The 14,522-nt window shown below is 70.2% G+C and carries 14 protein-coding genes; 3 read left to right on the top strand and 11 right to left on the bottom strand.

Features of this window, described 5'->3' with window-relative positions; all coding sequences use genetic code 11:
* Nucleotides 1-69 precede the first annotated feature (69 nt).
* Nucleotides 70-372, bottom strand: a complete 303-nt coding sequence (locus OHT76_RS30140) for a hypothetical protein (RefSeq protein ID WP_328874005.1) — start codon at nt 370-372, stop codon at nt 70-72.
* A gap of 188 nt (nt 373-560) precedes the next feature.
* On the opposite strand from OHT76_RS30140, the gene OHT76_RS30135 reads away from it, so the two are divergent.
* Nucleotides 561-1,373 (top strand): SAM-dependent methyltransferase, encoded by an 813-nt coding sequence (locus OHT76_RS30135; RefSeq protein ID WP_328874004.1) that lies wholly within the window; start codon nt 561-563, stop codon nt 1,371-1,373.
* A 51-nt stretch (nt 1,374-1,424) separates the two neighbouring features.
* Here the strand turns inward: OHT76_RS30135 and gatB are convergent, their stop codons facing one another.
* The 9 genes from gatB to OHT76_RS30090 form a co-directional block, all read right to left on the bottom strand.
* Complete coding sequence (gene gatB / locus OHT76_RS30130; RefSeq protein ID WP_328874003.1) at nt 1,425-2,939, bottom strand: Asp-tRNA(Asn)/Glu-tRNA(Gln) amidotransferase subunit GatB; 1,515 nt, start codon at nt 2,937-2,939, stop codon at nt 1,425-1,427.
* A gap of 15 nt (nt 2,940-2,954) precedes the next feature.
* On the bottom strand, nt 2,955-3,194 hold the full coding sequence (locus tag OHT76_RS30125) for a hypothetical protein (RefSeq protein WP_328874002.1): 240 nt from the start codon (nt 3,192-3,194) through the stop codon (nt 2,955-2,957).
* A complete protein-coding gene (gatA, locus tag OHT76_RS30120; protein WP_328874001.1) occupies nt 3,191-4,684 on the bottom strand; it encodes an Asp-tRNA(Asn)/Glu-tRNA(Gln) amidotransferase subunit GatA in 1,494 nt (497 codons plus the stop codon). Before gatA ends, OHT76_RS30125 begins: the two co-directional genes overlap by 4 nt.
* Before the next feature lie 5 nt (nt 4,685-4,689).
* A complete protein-coding gene (gene gatC / locus OHT76_RS30115; RefSeq protein WP_007384860.1) occupies nt 4,690-4,986 on the bottom strand; it encodes an Asp-tRNA(Asn)/Glu-tRNA(Gln) amidotransferase subunit GatC in 297 nt (98 codons plus the stop codon).
* A gap of 156 nt (nt 4,987-5,142) precedes the next feature.
* Nucleotides 5,143-7,359: a putative bifunctional diguanylate cyclase/phosphodiesterase gene (locus tag OHT76_RS30110; protein WP_328874000.1), complete on the bottom strand. Its 2,217-nt coding sequence runs from the start codon at nt 7,357-7,359 to the stop codon at nt 5,143-5,145.
* Nucleotides 7,360-7,629: 270 nt separating this feature from the next.
* Complete coding sequence (gene ligA / locus OHT76_RS30105; RefSeq protein ID WP_328873999.1) at nt 7,630-9,822, bottom strand: NAD-dependent DNA ligase LigA; 2,193 nt, start codon at nt 9,820-9,822, stop codon at nt 7,630-7,632.
* A 15-nt stretch (nt 9,823-9,837) separates the two neighbouring features.
* Nucleotides 9,838-10,839: a methionine synthase gene (locus OHT76_RS30100; protein ID WP_328873998.1), complete on the bottom strand. Its 1,002-nt coding sequence runs from the start codon at nt 10,837-10,839 to the stop codon at nt 9,838-9,840.
* A gap of 61 nt (nt 10,840-10,900) precedes the next feature.
* Entirely contained in the window at nt 10,901-11,599 is a 699-nt protein-coding gene (locus OHT76_RS30095; protein WP_328873997.1) for an SDR family oxidoreductase, read from the bottom strand.
* An 18-nt stretch (nt 11,600-11,617) separates the two neighbouring features.
* Nucleotides 11,618-12,157 carry a TIGR00730 family Rossman fold protein gene (locus OHT76_RS30090; RefSeq protein WP_328873996.1) on the bottom strand — a complete coding sequence of 180 codons (540 nt, stop codon included), beginning with the start codon at nt 12,155-12,157 and terminating at the stop codon, nt 11,618-11,620.
* A gap of 51 nt (nt 12,158-12,208) precedes the next feature.
* Between OHT76_RS30090 and OHT76_RS30085 the strand changes: the two genes are divergently transcribed.
* Nucleotides 12,209-12,532 carry a DUF427 domain-containing protein gene (locus tag OHT76_RS30085; RefSeq protein ID WP_328873995.1) on the top strand — a complete coding sequence of 108 codons (324 nt, stop codon included), beginning with the start codon at nt 12,209-12,211 and terminating at the stop codon, nt 12,530-12,532.
* A gap of 36 nt (nt 12,533-12,568) precedes the next feature.
* Nucleotides 12,569-13,351, top strand: a complete 783-nt coding sequence (locus OHT76_RS30080; RefSeq protein ID WP_328873994.1) for an alpha/beta fold hydrolase — start codon at nt 12,569-12,571, stop codon at nt 13,349-13,351.
* Between the two features lie 16 nt (nt 13,352-13,367).
* Here OHT76_RS30080 and mnmA read toward each other — a convergent pair whose 3' ends face one another.
* The gene (gene mnmA / locus OHT76_RS30075) at nt 13,368-14,495 is read right to left on the bottom strand and encodes a tRNA 2-thiouridine(34) synthase MnmA (protein ID WP_328873993.1); all 1,128 of its coding nucleotides are present in this window, start codon (nt 14,493-14,495) and stop codon (nt 13,368-13,370) included.
* Nucleotides 14,496-14,522 lie beyond the last annotated feature (27 nt).

The following is a 14,522-nucleotide window of genomic DNA, read 5'->3' as shown; positions in this document are numbered from 1 at the left end:
AATGCGTTCGTGGGTTTATTCACAGGAGTGCGAGCCAGATCACAGGACAGTAACGGCCACACTGTCACGTCAGTCGAACTGGTCTCCGAACGCCATCACCGTCACCCCGACGATCAGCAGCCACAGCGCCCACCGGGTACGGCCCCGGGAGCCGAGGAAGGCCGCGAGGCCGCAGACGGCGGCGCCGAGGGCGTAGGCGGCCGGGACGAGCGCCGGGGCGGAGCCGGTGGCGCGGAGCGTCGAGGCGGCGAGGCCGGCCAGGGTCAGCAGTGCGCCGACCGTGGCCGCCGTCCAGCGGGCCCGGCGCGCGTCGTGCACCTCGTGCGCCTCGGCTATGTCCGCGGGGTGCTCGGAATCGGGGCGTCCACTCATGGCGGGCGAGCGTAGCGCGTCCCCCTGAGAAACCAGGTGCGGGGCCGTACGCACGGTTGCTAGTGTCCCTTGGTCCGCCGTTCTCGCGGCCCCTTGCCGCCGGCCGAAGCAGGTGCATTGTTTGAGCGTCCGACCGAGCTCCGACGTATCCCTTTCCGCTTCCCCGGACTCAAGGAGCCCGTTCACCGATGCCAGACATCACCCCGCCGCTGACGGGGCCCTCGAATGAGGACCTCGCCAAGCGGCTGACCCACACCCGCTACCCGCGCAGCAACACCTACGACATCCGCTGGGTCATCGAGAACCAGATGGGCCCGAACGCCCTGTGGCTGCTGGAGTGGCTCGCGCCCGCCCTCGGCCTGGACGCCCTGCGCCCCGGCGCCCGCGTGCTCGACCTGGGCTGCGGCCGTGCCATGACCTCAGTCTTCCTGGCCAGGGAGTACGACGCCCAGGTCACCGCGGCCGACCTGTGGGTCAAACCCTACGAGAACGCACAGCGCATCGCCGAGGCCGGATTCGCCGACCGGGTGCTGCCCGTGCACACCGAGGCGCATGATCTGCCCTTCGCCGAGGGCAGCTTCGACGCGATCGTGAGTATCGACGCGTACCAGTACTTCGGCACGAACGACCTCTATCTGCCCACCCTGACCCGGCTGCTGAAGCCGGGCGGGCGGATCGGCGTCGTCATGCCCGCACTGCGGGAGGAACTGGACGGCGTCGAGCCGCCGGAGCATCTCGAGCAGTGGTGGGAGCCCGACTGGTGGTGCTTCCACTCCGCCGACTGGTGGCGACGCCAGTGGACGCGCGGCGGAGCCGTCGAGGTCGAGGCGGCCGACTGGCAGCCGGACGGCTGGCGGGACTGGCTGCTGTGGTGCGACGTCATCGCCGAGGAGAGCCCGGAGGAGTTCCATCGCACGATGGCCCGCCGGGTCGGCGAGGCGGTACGGGCGGACGAGGGCCGGGCACTGGGCTTCGTACGACTCGTAGGACGCCGTAAGTAAGCAGCGCAACGGCCCCGGAGGACTTGCCTCCGGGGCCGTACGCGACTCGGCTCAGCCCTCGCTGACGCCCAGCTTCTCCAGGATCAGCTCCTTGACGCGGGCCGCGTCGGCCTGACCCCGGGTCGCCTTCATGACCGCGCCCACCAGGGCGCCGGCCGCGGCCACCTTGCCGCCGCGGATCTTGTCGGCGATGCCCGGGTTGCCGGCGATGGCCTCCTCGACGGCGGTGGTCAGGGCGCCCTCGTCGGAGACGACCTTCAGACCGCGCTTGTCGACGACCTCGTCCGGGGTGCCCTCGCCCGCGAGGACGCCCTCGATGACCTGACGGGCCAGCTTGTCGTTCAGGTCACCCTTCGAAACCAGCTCGGTGACCCGGGCGACCTGCGCCGGAGTGATCGCCAGCTCGTCCAGCGACTTGCCCGACTCGTTGGCGCTACGGGCCAGTTCGCCCATCCACCACTTACGGGAGGAGGCGGCGTCGGCACCGGCGTCGATCGTGGCGACGATCAGGTCCAGCGCACCGGCGTTGAGGATCGCCTGCATCTCGGTGGCCGAGATGCCCCACTCCGCGAGGAGTCGGTTGCGGCGGACCAGCGGCAGCTCCGGCAGCCCGGCGCGGATCTCCTCGACCCACTCACGGGTGGGCGCGACCGGTACCAGGTCCGGCTCCGGGAAGTACCGGTAGTCCTCGGCCTCCTCCTTCACGCGGCCCGAGGTCGTCGACCCGGTGTCCTCGTGGAAGTGGCGGGTCTCCTGGATGATCGTGCCGCCCGAAGACAGCACCGCCGCGTGCCGCTGGATCTCGAAACGGGCCGCACGCTCCACGGACCGCAGCGAGTTGACGTTCTTCGTCTCGGAACGCGTGCCGAACTTCTCGCGGCCGTGCGGGCGCAGCGACAGGTTCACGTCGCAGCGCATCTGCCCCATCTCCATGCGGGCTTCCGACACACCGAGCGCCTTGATGACCTCGCGCAGCTCACGGACGTACGCCTTCGCCACCTCGGGAGCACGCTCGCCCGCACCCTCGATCGGCTTGGTGACGATCTCGATGAGCGGGATGCCGGCGCGGTTGTAGTCCAGCAGCGAGTGCGAGGCGCCATGGATACGGCCCGTGGCACCGCCGACGTGCGTCGACTTGCCGGTGTCCTCCTCCATGTGGGCGCGCTCGATCTCCACGCGGAAGGTCTCGCCGTCCTCCAGCTGCACGTCGAGATAGCCGTTGAAGGCGATCGGCTCGTCGTACTGGGAGGTCTGGAAGTTCTTCGGCATGTCCGGATAGAAGTAGTTCTTCCGGGCGAAGCGGCACCACTCGGCGATCTCGCAGTTCAGCGCGAGACCGATCTTGATCGCCGACTCGACGCCGGTCGCGTTGACGACCGGGAGCGCGCCGGGCATGCCGAGGCAGACCGGGCAGGTCTGGGTGTTCGCGTCCTGGCCGAGCTCGGTCGAACAGCCGCAGAACATCTTGGTCTTGGTGCCGAGTTCGACATGGACCTCAAGGCCCATGACGGGGTCGTACGACGCCAGCGCGTCCTCGTACGACACCAGGTCGGTCGTGGTGGTCACGGTGAAACTTCCCTCTCAGCCCAGCAGGACGTCGTCGTCGCCCAGCCGCTTCAGTTCGCGGTACAGGATGGCGAGGCCGGTGACGACCGCGACCGCGGAGACGGTGGCGTCGATCAGCCTCAGCGTGTCCTGCTCGGCGCGGGCCTTCTTGATCTGCTTGGCGACACCGAACGCGCCGAACGCGGTGGTGGCCATCGACAGGTACGTACCGGACTTGGACTTCTTGAAGTCCTTGGCCTTGGACAGCTTGCTCACAGTGACGGAGCCTCCTCAAGAAGCGGGTGGCCCCACCTTTCCACGAAGGCGGCCTCTACGGCTGCCCCCACCTTGTACAGACGGTCGTCCTTCAACGCCGGGGCGATGATCTGGAGACCGACCGGGAGGTTGTCCTCCGGGGCGAGACCGCAGGGCAGCGACATGGCCGCGTTGCCCGCCAGGTTGGTCGGGATGGTGCACAGGTCCGCGAGGTACATCGCCATCGGGTCGTCGGCGCGCTCGCCGATCGCGAAGGCGGTGGTCGGCGTCGTCGGCGAGACGATGACATCCACCTGCTCGAACGCCTTCTCGAAGTCGCGCGTGATGAGCGTACGGACCTTCTGGGCGCTGCCGTAGTACGCGTCGTAGTAGCCGCTCGACAGGGCGTAGGTGCCCAGCATGATGCGGCGCTTGACCTCGGGGCCGAAGCCCGCCTCACGGGTGAGGGAGGTGACCTCCTCGGCGGAGTGCGTGCCGTCGTCGCCGCTGCGCAGGCCGTAGCGCAGGCCGTCGAAGCGGGCGAGGTTGGAGGAGCACTCGGAGGGCGCGATCAGGTAGTACGCGGAGAGCGCGAGGTCGAAGGACGGGCAGTCCAGCTCGACGATCTCGGCGCCCAGCTCCTTGAGCAGAGCCACGGACTCGTCGAAGCGCTGGATGACACCGGCCTGGTAGCCCTCACCGCGGAACTGCTTGACGACGCCGACGCGCATGCCCTCGACGCTGCCGTTGCGGGCGGCCTCGACGACCGGCGGGACCGGGGCGTCGATCGAGGTGGAGTCCATCGGGTCGTGCCCGGCGATGACCTCGTGCAGCAGGGCCGCGTCCAGGACCGTACGGGCGCAGGGCCCGCCCTGGTCGAGGGATGAGGAGAAGGCGACCATGCCGTAGCGGGAGACCGCGCCGTACGTCGGCTTCACACCGACCGTGCCGGTGACGGCGGCCGGCTGGCGGATGGAGCCGCCGGTGTCGGTGCCGATGGCCAGGGGCGCCATGTGCGCGGCCAGCGCGGCGGAGGAACCGCCACCGGAGCCACCGGGGATCTTGGTGAGGTCCCAGGGGTTGCCGGTGGGGCCGTAGGCGCTGTTCTCGGTGCTCGACCCCATGGCGAACTCGTCCATGTTGGTCTTGCCGAGGATGACGACGTCAGCGGCCTTCAGACGCTTGGTGAGGGTGGCGTCGTACGGCGGAATCCACCCCTCCAGGATCTTCGAGCCGACGGTCGTCGGGATGCCCTCGGTGGTGAAGATGTCCTTGAGCGCGAGAGGGACGCCGGCGAGGGGGCCGAGCTTCTCGCCCCTCTCCCGCTTCTCGTCGACGGCACGCGCCTGGGCTAGAGCGCCCTCGCGGTCGACGTGCAGGAAGGCGTGCACCTTCTCGTCGACGGCCTCGATGCGCGCGAGGTGGGCCTCGGTGACCTCGACGGCCGTGAGCTCGCCGGAGGCGATCTTCGCGGCGGTCTCGGCGGCCGTGAGCTTGATGATGTCCGTCATGGCGATTAGTCCTCCCCCAGGATCTGCGGCACCTTGAAACGCTGCTGCTCCTGGGCCGGGGCGCCGGAGAGCGCCTGCTCGGGGGTGAGCGACGGACGGACCTCGTCCGCCCGCATGACGTTCGTCAGCGGGAGCGGGTGCGAGGTCGGCGGTACGTCTTGGTCGGCGACCTCACTGACGCGTGCGACCGCGCCGATGATGTCGTCCAGCTGTCCCGCGAAGTGCTCGAGCTCTTCGGGCTTCAGCTCCAGACGCGCCAGCCGGGCGAGGTGGGCGACCTCCTCGCGCGTGATGCCAGGCATGCAGCGATCCTCTGGGGTGAGTGCGTGTGGTTTGGGCCCAATCCTATGGGGCGGGGGCCTCCGGCCGTTAAACGGTTTCCCGGGAGTGCGGCTCGGGCCCCGCGGATGGAAGTGCCTCAGAGGGTCGTTCGGCGGCTGCGGCGCCGTCGTGGCACGTCACTCCGCCGCCGGCAGGGCCGCCCTCGGCCTCTGCCAACCCCGTGATCCCCTCGCCCGCAACCAGGCCGTCGTCTCCTCGGGAGGCATCGCCGCGGCGACCAGCCAGCCCTGTACGGCGTCGCAGCCCAGGTCGCGCAGCCGCTCCCAGGTCTCGTCGTCCTCGACGCCCTCGGCGACGACCAGCAGGCCGAGGGAGTGCGCGAGGTCGACCGTGCAGCGCACGATCTCCGCGTCCTCGTTGTCGATGGCGAGCCGGGCCACGAACGAGCGGTCGATCTTCAGCTCGCTGACGGGCAGGCGGCGCAGATGCACGAGGGAGGAATAACCCGTGCCGAAGTCGTCCAGGGACATCTTCACGCCGTGCCCGGTCAGGCCCGCGAGGGTGTCGGCGGCGCGCTGCGGGTCCTCCAGGAGGACGTGCTCGGTTATCTCCAACTGGAGTGAGCCCGCCGGGACGCCGTGCCGGGCGAGCCGGGCGGCGACCGATCCGGCGAAGCCCGGGGTGTGGACGTCGCGCGGGGAGACATTGACGGCGACCGGGACATACAGGCCCTGGGCCCGCCACTTGGCGACCTGGGCGAGCGCCGTGTCCAGCACGTACTCGGTGAGATAGGGCATCAGCCCGGAGGACTCGGCGATGGCTATGAACTCGTCCGGCGGCACCTTCCCGCGCTCCGGATGCACCCAGCGGACCAGCGCCTCAAGGCCTGCGACCTGGCCGTCGAAGCGGACCTTGGGCTGGTAGTGCAGCTGCACCTCGTGCGCGTCCAGCGCCCGGCGCAGATCGCCGAGAAGACCGAGGCGGTCCGGGGTGTTGGAGTCCCGCTTGGACTCGTACACCTCTACGCCCGTACGGTCCCGCTTCGCCTGGTACATCGCCACGTCCGCGCGGCGCAGCAGGCCCTCGGCGTCCAGGGCGTGGTCGGGGAAGACGGCGACGCCGGCGCTGGCCTCCAGGACCAGGGTGAGGCCGTCGAGGTCGAGAGGGGAGCTGAGGTCGGCGACCAGACTGCGGGCGACCCGGATCGCGGACGTCGTGGAGTCGGCGACCGGCAGTAAGACCGCGAACTCGTCACCGCCCAGGCGCGCGGCCTCGGCCCCGCGGGGCAGCGCCAGCCGGAGCCGGTCGGCTATCTGGAGCAGCAGCCGATCACCGGCGAGATGACCGAGCGTGTCATTGACCGATCGGAACCGGTCCAGGTCGATCACCATCAGTGCGGACCGGGCGCCGATCCGCTCGGCGTCGTCGAGCGCGGTCCAGATGCGCTCCAGCAGCCACTGCCGGTTGGGCAGTCCGGTCAGCGGGTCGCGCAACTGCTCCTCGGCGCGGGCCCGGGCTATCCACAGGGTGGAGTCGAGGGCGATCAGCGGGATGGCGAACAGCGGCAGCAGCACCGGCTTGGCCATGGCGACGACACAGACCAGCGGGGCGATACCGAGCAGGGCGACGGCGACCAGGCCCTGTCTGAGCAGGGCGGTGCGGGCGACGGTGGGCAGTCCTCCGGTGCGCGGGGCGTGCAGGTACCACAGCAGGGTGCGGCTGACCAGGAGGTAGGCGGTGGCGACCAGCACTACCTCGGGGGCGGTGTAGAAGGTCCAGGTGTCGGGGTTCCAGGGGGCCTCGACGGACGGCACCCGGCCGAACGCGGCGAGCACCAGGGCGCCGGCGGCGATGCCGAGGATGTCCACCGAGCCGTGCAGGACGCCCTGCCGCCAGCGGTGGCGGCGGGCTATGCCGACCAGCACGACGACGGTGAGGCTGACCATGCCGGCGGGCACCCAGCCGTAGAGCATCAGGACGGCGAGGGTGAGGGCGGCGCCGGAGCCGGTGCCGCCCCACCAGCGGGCGCGGCCGAGGGCGACGAGGTGGCCGACGATGACGCCGGTGAGCACGGCGAGCGACCAGCCGACGGTGCCGGACGGGAAGAGGGCGTGGCCGCCGGTGAAGGCGCGGTAGAAGCCGGCGCCGAGGACGAAGCCGGCCGCCGCGACGACGGCCGCGGGCAGGGCGGGCCAGGACAGGTGCCGTTCGGCCTCGCTCTCCGACAGGCCGGGGACGCGCTCGACGGTGAGCTGTGCGGCGCCGAGGCCGTCCGGCCCGGTGGGCGGTCCCGCTGGACGCCCGGCGGCCCACCCGGACCAGCGGATCGTCCGCCAGGCGCCGGTGAACCGGCGCAGCCGTGAGTCCGGGGCGGCGCTCTCGGTCGGTTCCATTCCCGTCCCTCTCACAGCCGGCGGTGCCCACGCCACGCGGCCCCGATGCCCGACAACTCTGGGCGGCACCGCGTTGGAAAACCCTTCCCCCAGCTCATCAAGAGCAAGGGAATGCCCCAACCGCAGCTGGGCACGGCAGGCGCACATCTCAACAGTAGGCCGCAGAAGGCTTCCACGGGCAGCGGTCGTCGACGGTTGCCCGAATGCGCCCCGGCCACCCGTATGCATCTGATATGCGCCGATCGGGTGGCCTTCAACCGCTACTTCTCGCTACTCCTCGGTCGGAAGCGCGACTTCGGCCGCCGCCTCGGGGCCTTGTTCCAGCAGGACGTTGAAGCCGTCCTCGTTCAGAACAGGCACCTTGAGCTGCATCGCCTTGTCGTACTTCGAACCAGGATTGTCACCCACAACGACGAAGGACGTCTTCTTCGAAACCGAACCGGTCACTTTCGCTCCACGGGTCTGCAGCGCCTCCTTGGCGCCGTCCCGGGTGAAGTGCTCCAAGGTGCCGGTCACAACGACGGTGAGCCCTTCGAGCGGGCGCGGGCCCTGGTCCTCGCCGGAGCCCTCCTCCTCCATGCGGACACCGGCCGCTCGCCACTTGCGCAGGATCTCCTGGTGCCACTCCTCGGCGAACCACTCCTTGAGCGAGGCAGCGATGATCGCGCCGACGCCGTCGGTGGCCGCCAGCTCCTCCTCACTCGCCTGCTCGATCCGCTCGATCGAGCGGAATTCCCGGGCCAGCGCCTCCGCGGCCACCGGGCCCACATGACGGATCGACAGGCCCGTGAGGACCCGGGCGAGCGGACGCTCCTTGGCCGCCTGGATGTTCTCCAGCATGGCAAGCGCGTTCTTCTTCGGCTCGCCCTGCTGGTTGGCGAAGACCGTCGCGATCTTCTCCTCGCCGCTCTTCGGGTCCCGCTTGGGCAGACCGCTGTCCTGGTCGAGGACGTACGCCTTGATGGGCAGCAGCCGCTCGATAGTGAGGTCGAACAGATCGCCCTCGTCGATCAGCGGCGGGTCCTCGGGCTCCAGCGGCTTGGTGAGCGCGGCCGCGGCGACGTATCCGAAGTGCTCGATGTCCAGCGACTTGCGGCCCGCGAGGTAGAACAGGCGCTCGCGCAACTGGGCCGGGCAGCTCCGGGCGTTCGGGCAGCGCAGGTCGACGTCACCCTCCTTCATGGGCCTGAGCGCCGTACCGCACTCGGGGCATTCGCTCGGCATCACGAACTCGCGCTCGCTGCCGTCGCGCAGGTCGACGACCGGGCCGAGGATCTCCGGGATGACATCTCCGGCCTTGCGCAGCACCACGGTGTCGCCGATGAGGACGCCCTTGGCCTTGACCACGTCCTGGTTGTGCAGGGTGGCGAACTCGACCTCCGAGCCGGCCACCGTCACCGGCTCGACCTGGGCGTACGGCGTCACCCGGCCCGTACGGCCCACGCCCACGCGGATGTTGACCAGCTTGGTGTTGACCTCCTCCGGCGCGTACTTGTACGCGATAGCCCAGCGCGGCGCGCGCGAGGTGGAGCCGAGGCGGCCCTGGAGCGGGATCTCGTCGAGCTTGACGACGACTCCGTCGATCTCGTGCTCCACGGAGTGGCGGTTCTCGCCGTAGTAGGCGATGAACTGCCGGACGCCGTCGAGGTCGCCGACCACCTTGTTGTGTCGGGAGGTGGGCAGTCCCCAGGTCTTGAGCAGGTCGTACGCCTGGGAGAGGCGGGTGAGGCCGTCGGAGCCCTCCAGTGCGCCGATGCCGTGGACGACCATGTGCAGCGGGCGGGTGGCGGTGACGCGCGGGTCCTTCTGGCGCAGCGAACCGGCGGCGGCGTTGCGCGGGTTGGCAAAGGGCTTGTCGCCCGCCTCGACCAGACGGGCGTTGAGCTCCTCGAACTTCTCCATCGGGAAGTAGACCTCGCCGCGGATCTCGACCAGGTCCGGGATGCTGTCGCCGGTCAGCCGGTCGGGGATCTCAGCGATGGTGCGCACATTGGGAGTGATGTCCTCGCCGGTACGGCCGTCGCCTCGGGTCGCGGCCCTCGTCAGCCGTCCGTGCTCGTACGTCAGGTTCACGGCGAGGCCGTCGACCTTCAACTCGCACAGGAAGTGGTACGCGGAGGTGCCGACGTCCTTGTGGACGCGCTCGGCCCAGGCGGCGAGCTCCAGGTCGTCGAAGGCGTTGTCCAGGGAGAGCATGCGCCGGCGGTGCTGGACGGCCGTGAACTCCGTCTCGTACGCCCCCGCGACCTTCTGGGTCGGTGAGTCGGGTGTGCGGAGCTCGGCGTACTCGTCCTCCAGCGCCTCGAGGGAGCGCAGGAGCTTGTCGAACTCCGCGTCGCTGATGACCGGAGCGTCCTTCACGTAGTACCGGAAGCGGTGCTCCTCGATCTGCTCAGCGAGCTTGGCGTGCTTTTCCCGCGCCTCGGCGGGCACCGTCGTCTCCGCTTGCTTGTCGCCGGCCACCGTGTTGTCCTCCCGTTACTCTGGGTTGTCCGCGAGGGATCTCGCCGCCCGGACGCAGTGGGCGAGAGCCTTGCGGGCGTACTCCGGGGAAGCGCCCGCGAGTCCGCACGCCGGAGTGACCGTGACGGACTCCGCGAGAAGCCCCGGTCGCAGCCCCAGCCTGCGCCACAGCGTCCTGACACCCATGACGCTACCGGCAGGGTCTGACAATGGGCCGTCCGTGCCCGGGACGACACCTGCGAACAGCCGGGTGCCCGCCTCGACCGCCTCTCCGATGGTCTCGTCGTCACGCTCGGTGAGGAGCGAGAAGTCGAAGGAGATCGCGGTGGCGCCGGCGCGGCGGAGCAGTCCGAAGGGGACGTCCGGTGCGCATGAGTGGACCACGACGGGCCGGCCTTCGTGAACCCCGAGGACTTCGCGGAGGGCGGCCTCGACGATCTGGCGGTCGACGGCGCGGTGGGTGCGGTATCCGCTGGCGGTTTTGACCTGCCCCCGGAGCACTGATGTGAGGGATGGTTCGTCGAGCTGGAGGACGAGTTGGGCGCCGGGGATGCGCTGCTGGACCTCGGCGAGGTGGAGTCGGATGCCTTCGGTGAGGGAGGCGGTGAGGTCGCGGCAGGCGCCTTGGTCGGAGAGCACGGACTCCCCGTTCTTCAGCTCGAGGGCAGCGGCGAGGGTCCAGGGGCCGACGGCCTGCACCTTGACCTGTCCCTCGTATCCCTGGGTGAACTCCTCCAGCGCGTCGAGGTCTTCGCCGAGCCAGGAGCGGGCGCGCTTGGTGTCCCGTCCCGGCCGGTCTCCGATCCGCCAGCCGCTGGGCTCCACGCGTGCGTACAGCTCGACGAGCATTCCTGCGGTACGGCCGATCATGTCCGCGCCAGGGCCGCGGGCGGGCAGTTCGGCGAGGTACGGGAAGTCCTCGACGGATCCGGTGACCGTCTTGGCGGCCTCCCGGGCGTCGCCGCCGGGCATGGAGCCGACGCCGGTGGCGGGGGCGAAGCTGAAGTGTGCGTTCACGCAGGGAAGCCTACGTAGGTGTGGGCACCGCAAGCTTCTTCCGCCCCCGCGAAGAAGGGCTTCAGCGGCCCGGGCGGACCACTACGTCGTTGATTTCCGCGTCCCTCGGGAGGTCCAGGGCCGTCAGGATCGTCGTCGCCACCGACTCCGGGTCGATCCACCTCGACTCGTCGTACTCCTTGCCCTCCTGCTGGTGGACCTTCACCTGCATAGGGCTCGCCGTACGGCCGGGGTAGACCGACGTGACACGGACACCGTTCGCGTGTTCCTCGTGGCGCAGCGAATCCGCCAGCGCCTTCAGACCGTGCTTTGACGCCGCGTAAGCCGACCAGTCGGCATGCGCGTTCAAGCCCGCGCCCGAGTTCACGAAGACCACGTGTCCCCGGGTGGCCCGGAGTTGGGGCAGGAAGTGCCGGGTCAGCTCCGCCGGGGCGATGAGGTTGACGTTCAGCTGGTGGCGCCAGGACTTGGGGGTCAGTTCGCCCACTTTCCCCAGGTCCACCACGCCCGCGACGTGGAGCAGCGAGTCCACCCGGTCCGGAAGCGACTGGTGCGAGAACGCCCACGACAGCTTGTCGGGGTCGGCAAGGTCACCCACCAGCGTCCTCGCCCCGGGAAACTCCGCCGCCAACTCCTTCGCCCGCCCCGCGTCACGCGCGTGCAGCACAAGTTCGTCCCCGCGCGCGTGCAGCCGACGCGCCACGGCCGCGCCGATGCCGGAACCGGCTCCGGTGATCACATGAGTAGCCATACCGGCCATCGTCGCACTACAGGGCGGTCACTCCACGCCCTGGCTCTCCTCCAGATACGCCAGCGCCCCCACCGGCTCCTCTGCGAAGAACACCAGGTCGGACAGTGGCCGCGGAAGGAAACCCTCGTCCTCCATGCGTCGGAACTGCTGCTTCAGGCCGTCGTAGAAGCCCGCCGTGTTCAGCAGCACCACCGGCTTGTCCGTGTGCCCGTGCTTCTTCAGCTCCAGGATCTCCGTGGCCTCGTCGAGCGTGCCCGTACCACCGACCATGATCACCACCGCGTCGGCCTTCTCCAGCAGCAGCTTCTTCCGCTCGGCGAGGTCCCGGGCGACAAGCATCTCGTCGACACCCGGGCGGGCCTTCGCGGCCAGGAAGTCCACGGACACACCGAGCAGCCGCCCGCCCGCCTGCTCCACCCCGTCGGCGACCACCTTCATCAGCCCCACGTCGGAGCCGCCCCACACGAGCGTGTGACCGCCCTTGCCCAGCAGGTTCGCGAACTCCCGCGCGGGGCGGGTGTAACGCTCGTCGAGATCGGCAGCGGAGAGGAAGACGCAGATTCGCATGCAGCAACCGTACGCGGGAAGAACCGGCGCCCCACACGCGCTGCACCAACCATGGCTGATGGACACACGATCACGATCGAGCAGGGCACGCGGCGCGTGCGGGTCGTCCACGACGGCGAGGTCCTCGCGGAGAGCGACCGCCCGCTCGTCCTGCGGGAGACCGGCTGTCCCGAGCGCTACTACCTTCCGCCCGAGGACGTACGTCTCGACCTGCTGACGCCCTCCGACACCCACACGTACTGCCCCTTCAAGGGCACGGCCTCCTACTGGTCGCTGCCGGACACCGCGGACCTGGCGTGGGCGTACCCCGAGCCCAAGCCGGACGTCGCCCAGATCAAGGACCACCTGTGCTTCTACGAAGTAGAGGTGTTGTGACCGAATAGTCCGGTGCCCGATGGCAGTCTGTCGGGCATGGGACACAAGACCATTTCGCGCGACGGCACCTCCCTCGCGTACGAGAGCACCGGTGACGGCCCGGCGGTCGTCCTCGTCAGCGGCGCGATGTCCACGGGCGCCACGCTGGCTCCCTTGGCCGAGTCCCTTGCGGGGCACCGGTTCACGGTGGTGACGTACGACCGCCGGGGCCGTGGTGAGAGCGGCGCTACGGCGCCGTACGACGTGGCCCGCGAGGTCGAGGATCTCGCGGTGCTGCTCGAGGTGGTGGGCGGCGAGGCGGCGCTGTGCGGGGTCTCCTCGGGCGGCGCGCTGGCGCTGGAGGCGGCGGCGAGCGGGCTGCCGGTCCGTCAGGTGGCCGTGTACGAGACGCCGTTCGCCGTGTACGAGGGCGGGAAGGCCGAGTGGGCCACATACACCGAGCGCCTGACCGAGGCGCTCGGAGAGGGCCGGCGAGGAGACGCCGTCGAGCTGTTCCTGCGGCTCACCGGGCTCGCCGAGACCATGATCCAGGGCGCCCGCCAGTCCCCCATGTGGGCCGGTATGGAGGCCATCGCACCGAGCCTCGCCTACGACGCCGCCGTCATGGGCGACGGCGGGGTGCCGCGCGACCGGCTGGCCTCGGTCGAGGCACCGCTGCTGGCCATCGCGGGCGGCGCGAGCCCCGCGTGGATGCGGGAGGCCGCGCAGGCGATTGCGGAGGCGGCACCGCAGGGCACGTACCGCTCCCTGCCGGGCCAGACCCACATGGTGGAACCGCAGGTCCTCGGCCCGGTGCTGGCCGAGTTCTTCGGCGCCTAGCCCGTCGTACGACCGCTCAGGCCACGCCCGCCGTCGCGCGCGTGGTCGTGGAGATCGTCGCCGAGCCCACCACGCGCGTGCCGTCGTACAGGACGATCGCCTGGCCGGGGGCCACGCCGCGGACCGGCTCGGTGAACGCGACCTCCAGGGTGCCGTCGATCAGTTCGGCGGAGACCTCGGTCTCGCCGCCGTGGGCGCGGAGCTGGGCGGTGTAGGTGCCGGGCCCGGTGGGGGCGGTGCCGCACCAGCGGGGCTTGATCGCGCGCAGGGCGGTGACGTCGAGAGCTGCCGCCGGACCGACCGTGACCGTGTTGTCGACCGGGGAGATGTCGAGGACGTAGCGCGGCTTGCCGTCGGCGGCCGGGGTGCCGATGCGCAGCCCCTTGCGCTGGCCGATGGTGAAGCCGTACGCCCCCTCGTGCGTGCCCAGCTTGGCGCCGGACTCGTCGACGATGTCGCCCTCGGCCTTGCCGAGCCGCTTCGCCAGGAAGCCCTGGGTGTCGCCGTCGGCGATGAAGCAGATGTCGTGCGAGTCGGGCTTCTTCGCGACCGCGAGACCCCGGCGCTCGGCCTCCGCGCGGATCTCGTCCTTCGTCGTCACCGTGTCGCCGAGCGGGAAGAGCGCGTGGGCGAGCTGCTTGTCGTCCAGGACGCCGAGGACGTACGACTGGTCCTTGGCCATGTCGGAGGCGCGGTGCAGCTCGCGCGTGCCGTCCGAGTTCACGATCACCTTGGCGTAGTGGCCGGTGCAGACCGCGTCGAAGCCGAGGGCCAGCGCCTTGTCCAGCAGCGCGGCGAACTTGATCTTCTCGTTGCAGCGCAGACAGGGGTTCGGGGTGCGGCCCGCCTCGTACTCGGCGACGAAGTCCTCGACCACGTCCTCGCGGAAGCGGTCGGCGAGGTCCCACACATAGAACGGGATGCCGATGACGTCCGCGGCGCGGCGCGCGTCACGCGAGTCCTCGATGGTGCAACAGCCTCGCGCGCCCGTACGGAACGACTGGGGGTTCGCGGAGAGCGCGAGGTGGACTCCGGTCACGTCGTGGCCGGCTTCCGCGGCGCGGGCGGCGGCTACGGCGGAGTCCACGCCTCCGGACATGGCGGCGAGTACGCGAAGGGGGCGCTGCGGGGTGGTATCAGTCATAACTCTTCAAGAGTACGGGTCCGCGGG

The sequence above is a fragment of the Streptomyces sp. NBC_00287 genome, from assembly GCF_036173105.1.
Taxonomy (GTDB): Bacteria; Actinomycetota; Actinomycetes; order Streptomycetales; family Streptomycetaceae; genus Streptomyces.
Note: the sequence above shows the minus strand (reverse complement) of the source record. Positions and strands in the feature narration are given on the sequence as shown.

Excerpts from the sequence above, each read along its gene's own strand:
- OHT76_RS30140 (WP_328874005.1), bottom strand. The coding sequence starts at position 372 with ATGAGTGGACGCCCCGATTCCGAGCACCCCGCGGACATAGCCGAGGCG.
- OHT76_RS30110 (WP_328874000.1), bottom strand. The coding sequence starts at position 7,359 with ATGGAACCGACCGAGAGCGCCGCCCCGGACTCACGGCTGCGCCGGTTC.
- OHT76_RS30135 (WP_328874004.1), top strand. The coding sequence starts at position 561 with ATGCCAGACATCACCCCGCCGCTGACGGGGCCCTCGAATGAGGACCTC.
- OHT76_RS30090 (WP_328873996.1), bottom strand. The coding sequence starts at position 12,157 with ATGCGAATCTGCGTCTTCCTCTCCGCTGCCGATCTCGACGAGCGTTAC.
- gatC (WP_007384860.1), bottom strand. The coding sequence starts at position 4,986 with ATGCCTGGCATCACGCGCGAGGAGGTCGCCCACCTCGCCCGGCTGGCG.
- OHT76_RS30080 (WP_328873994.1), top strand. The coding sequence starts at position 12,569 with ATGGGACACAAGACCATTTCGCGCGACGGCACCTCCCTCGCGTACGAG.
- OHT76_RS30085 (WP_328873995.1), top strand. The coding sequence starts at position 12,209 with ATGGCTGATGGACACACGATCACGATCGAGCAGGGCACGCGGCGCGTG.
- mnmA (WP_328873993.1), bottom strand. The coding sequence starts at position 14,495 with ATGACTGATACCACCCCGCAGCGCCCCCTTCGCGTACTCGCCGCCATG.
- OHT76_RS30095 (WP_328873997.1), bottom strand. The coding sequence starts at position 11,599 with ATGGCCGGTATGGCTACTCATGTGATCACCGGAGCCGGTTCCGGCATC.
- gatA (WP_328874001.1), bottom strand. The coding sequence starts at position 4,684 with ATGACGGACATCATCAAGCTCACGGCCGCCGAGACCGCCGCGAAGATC.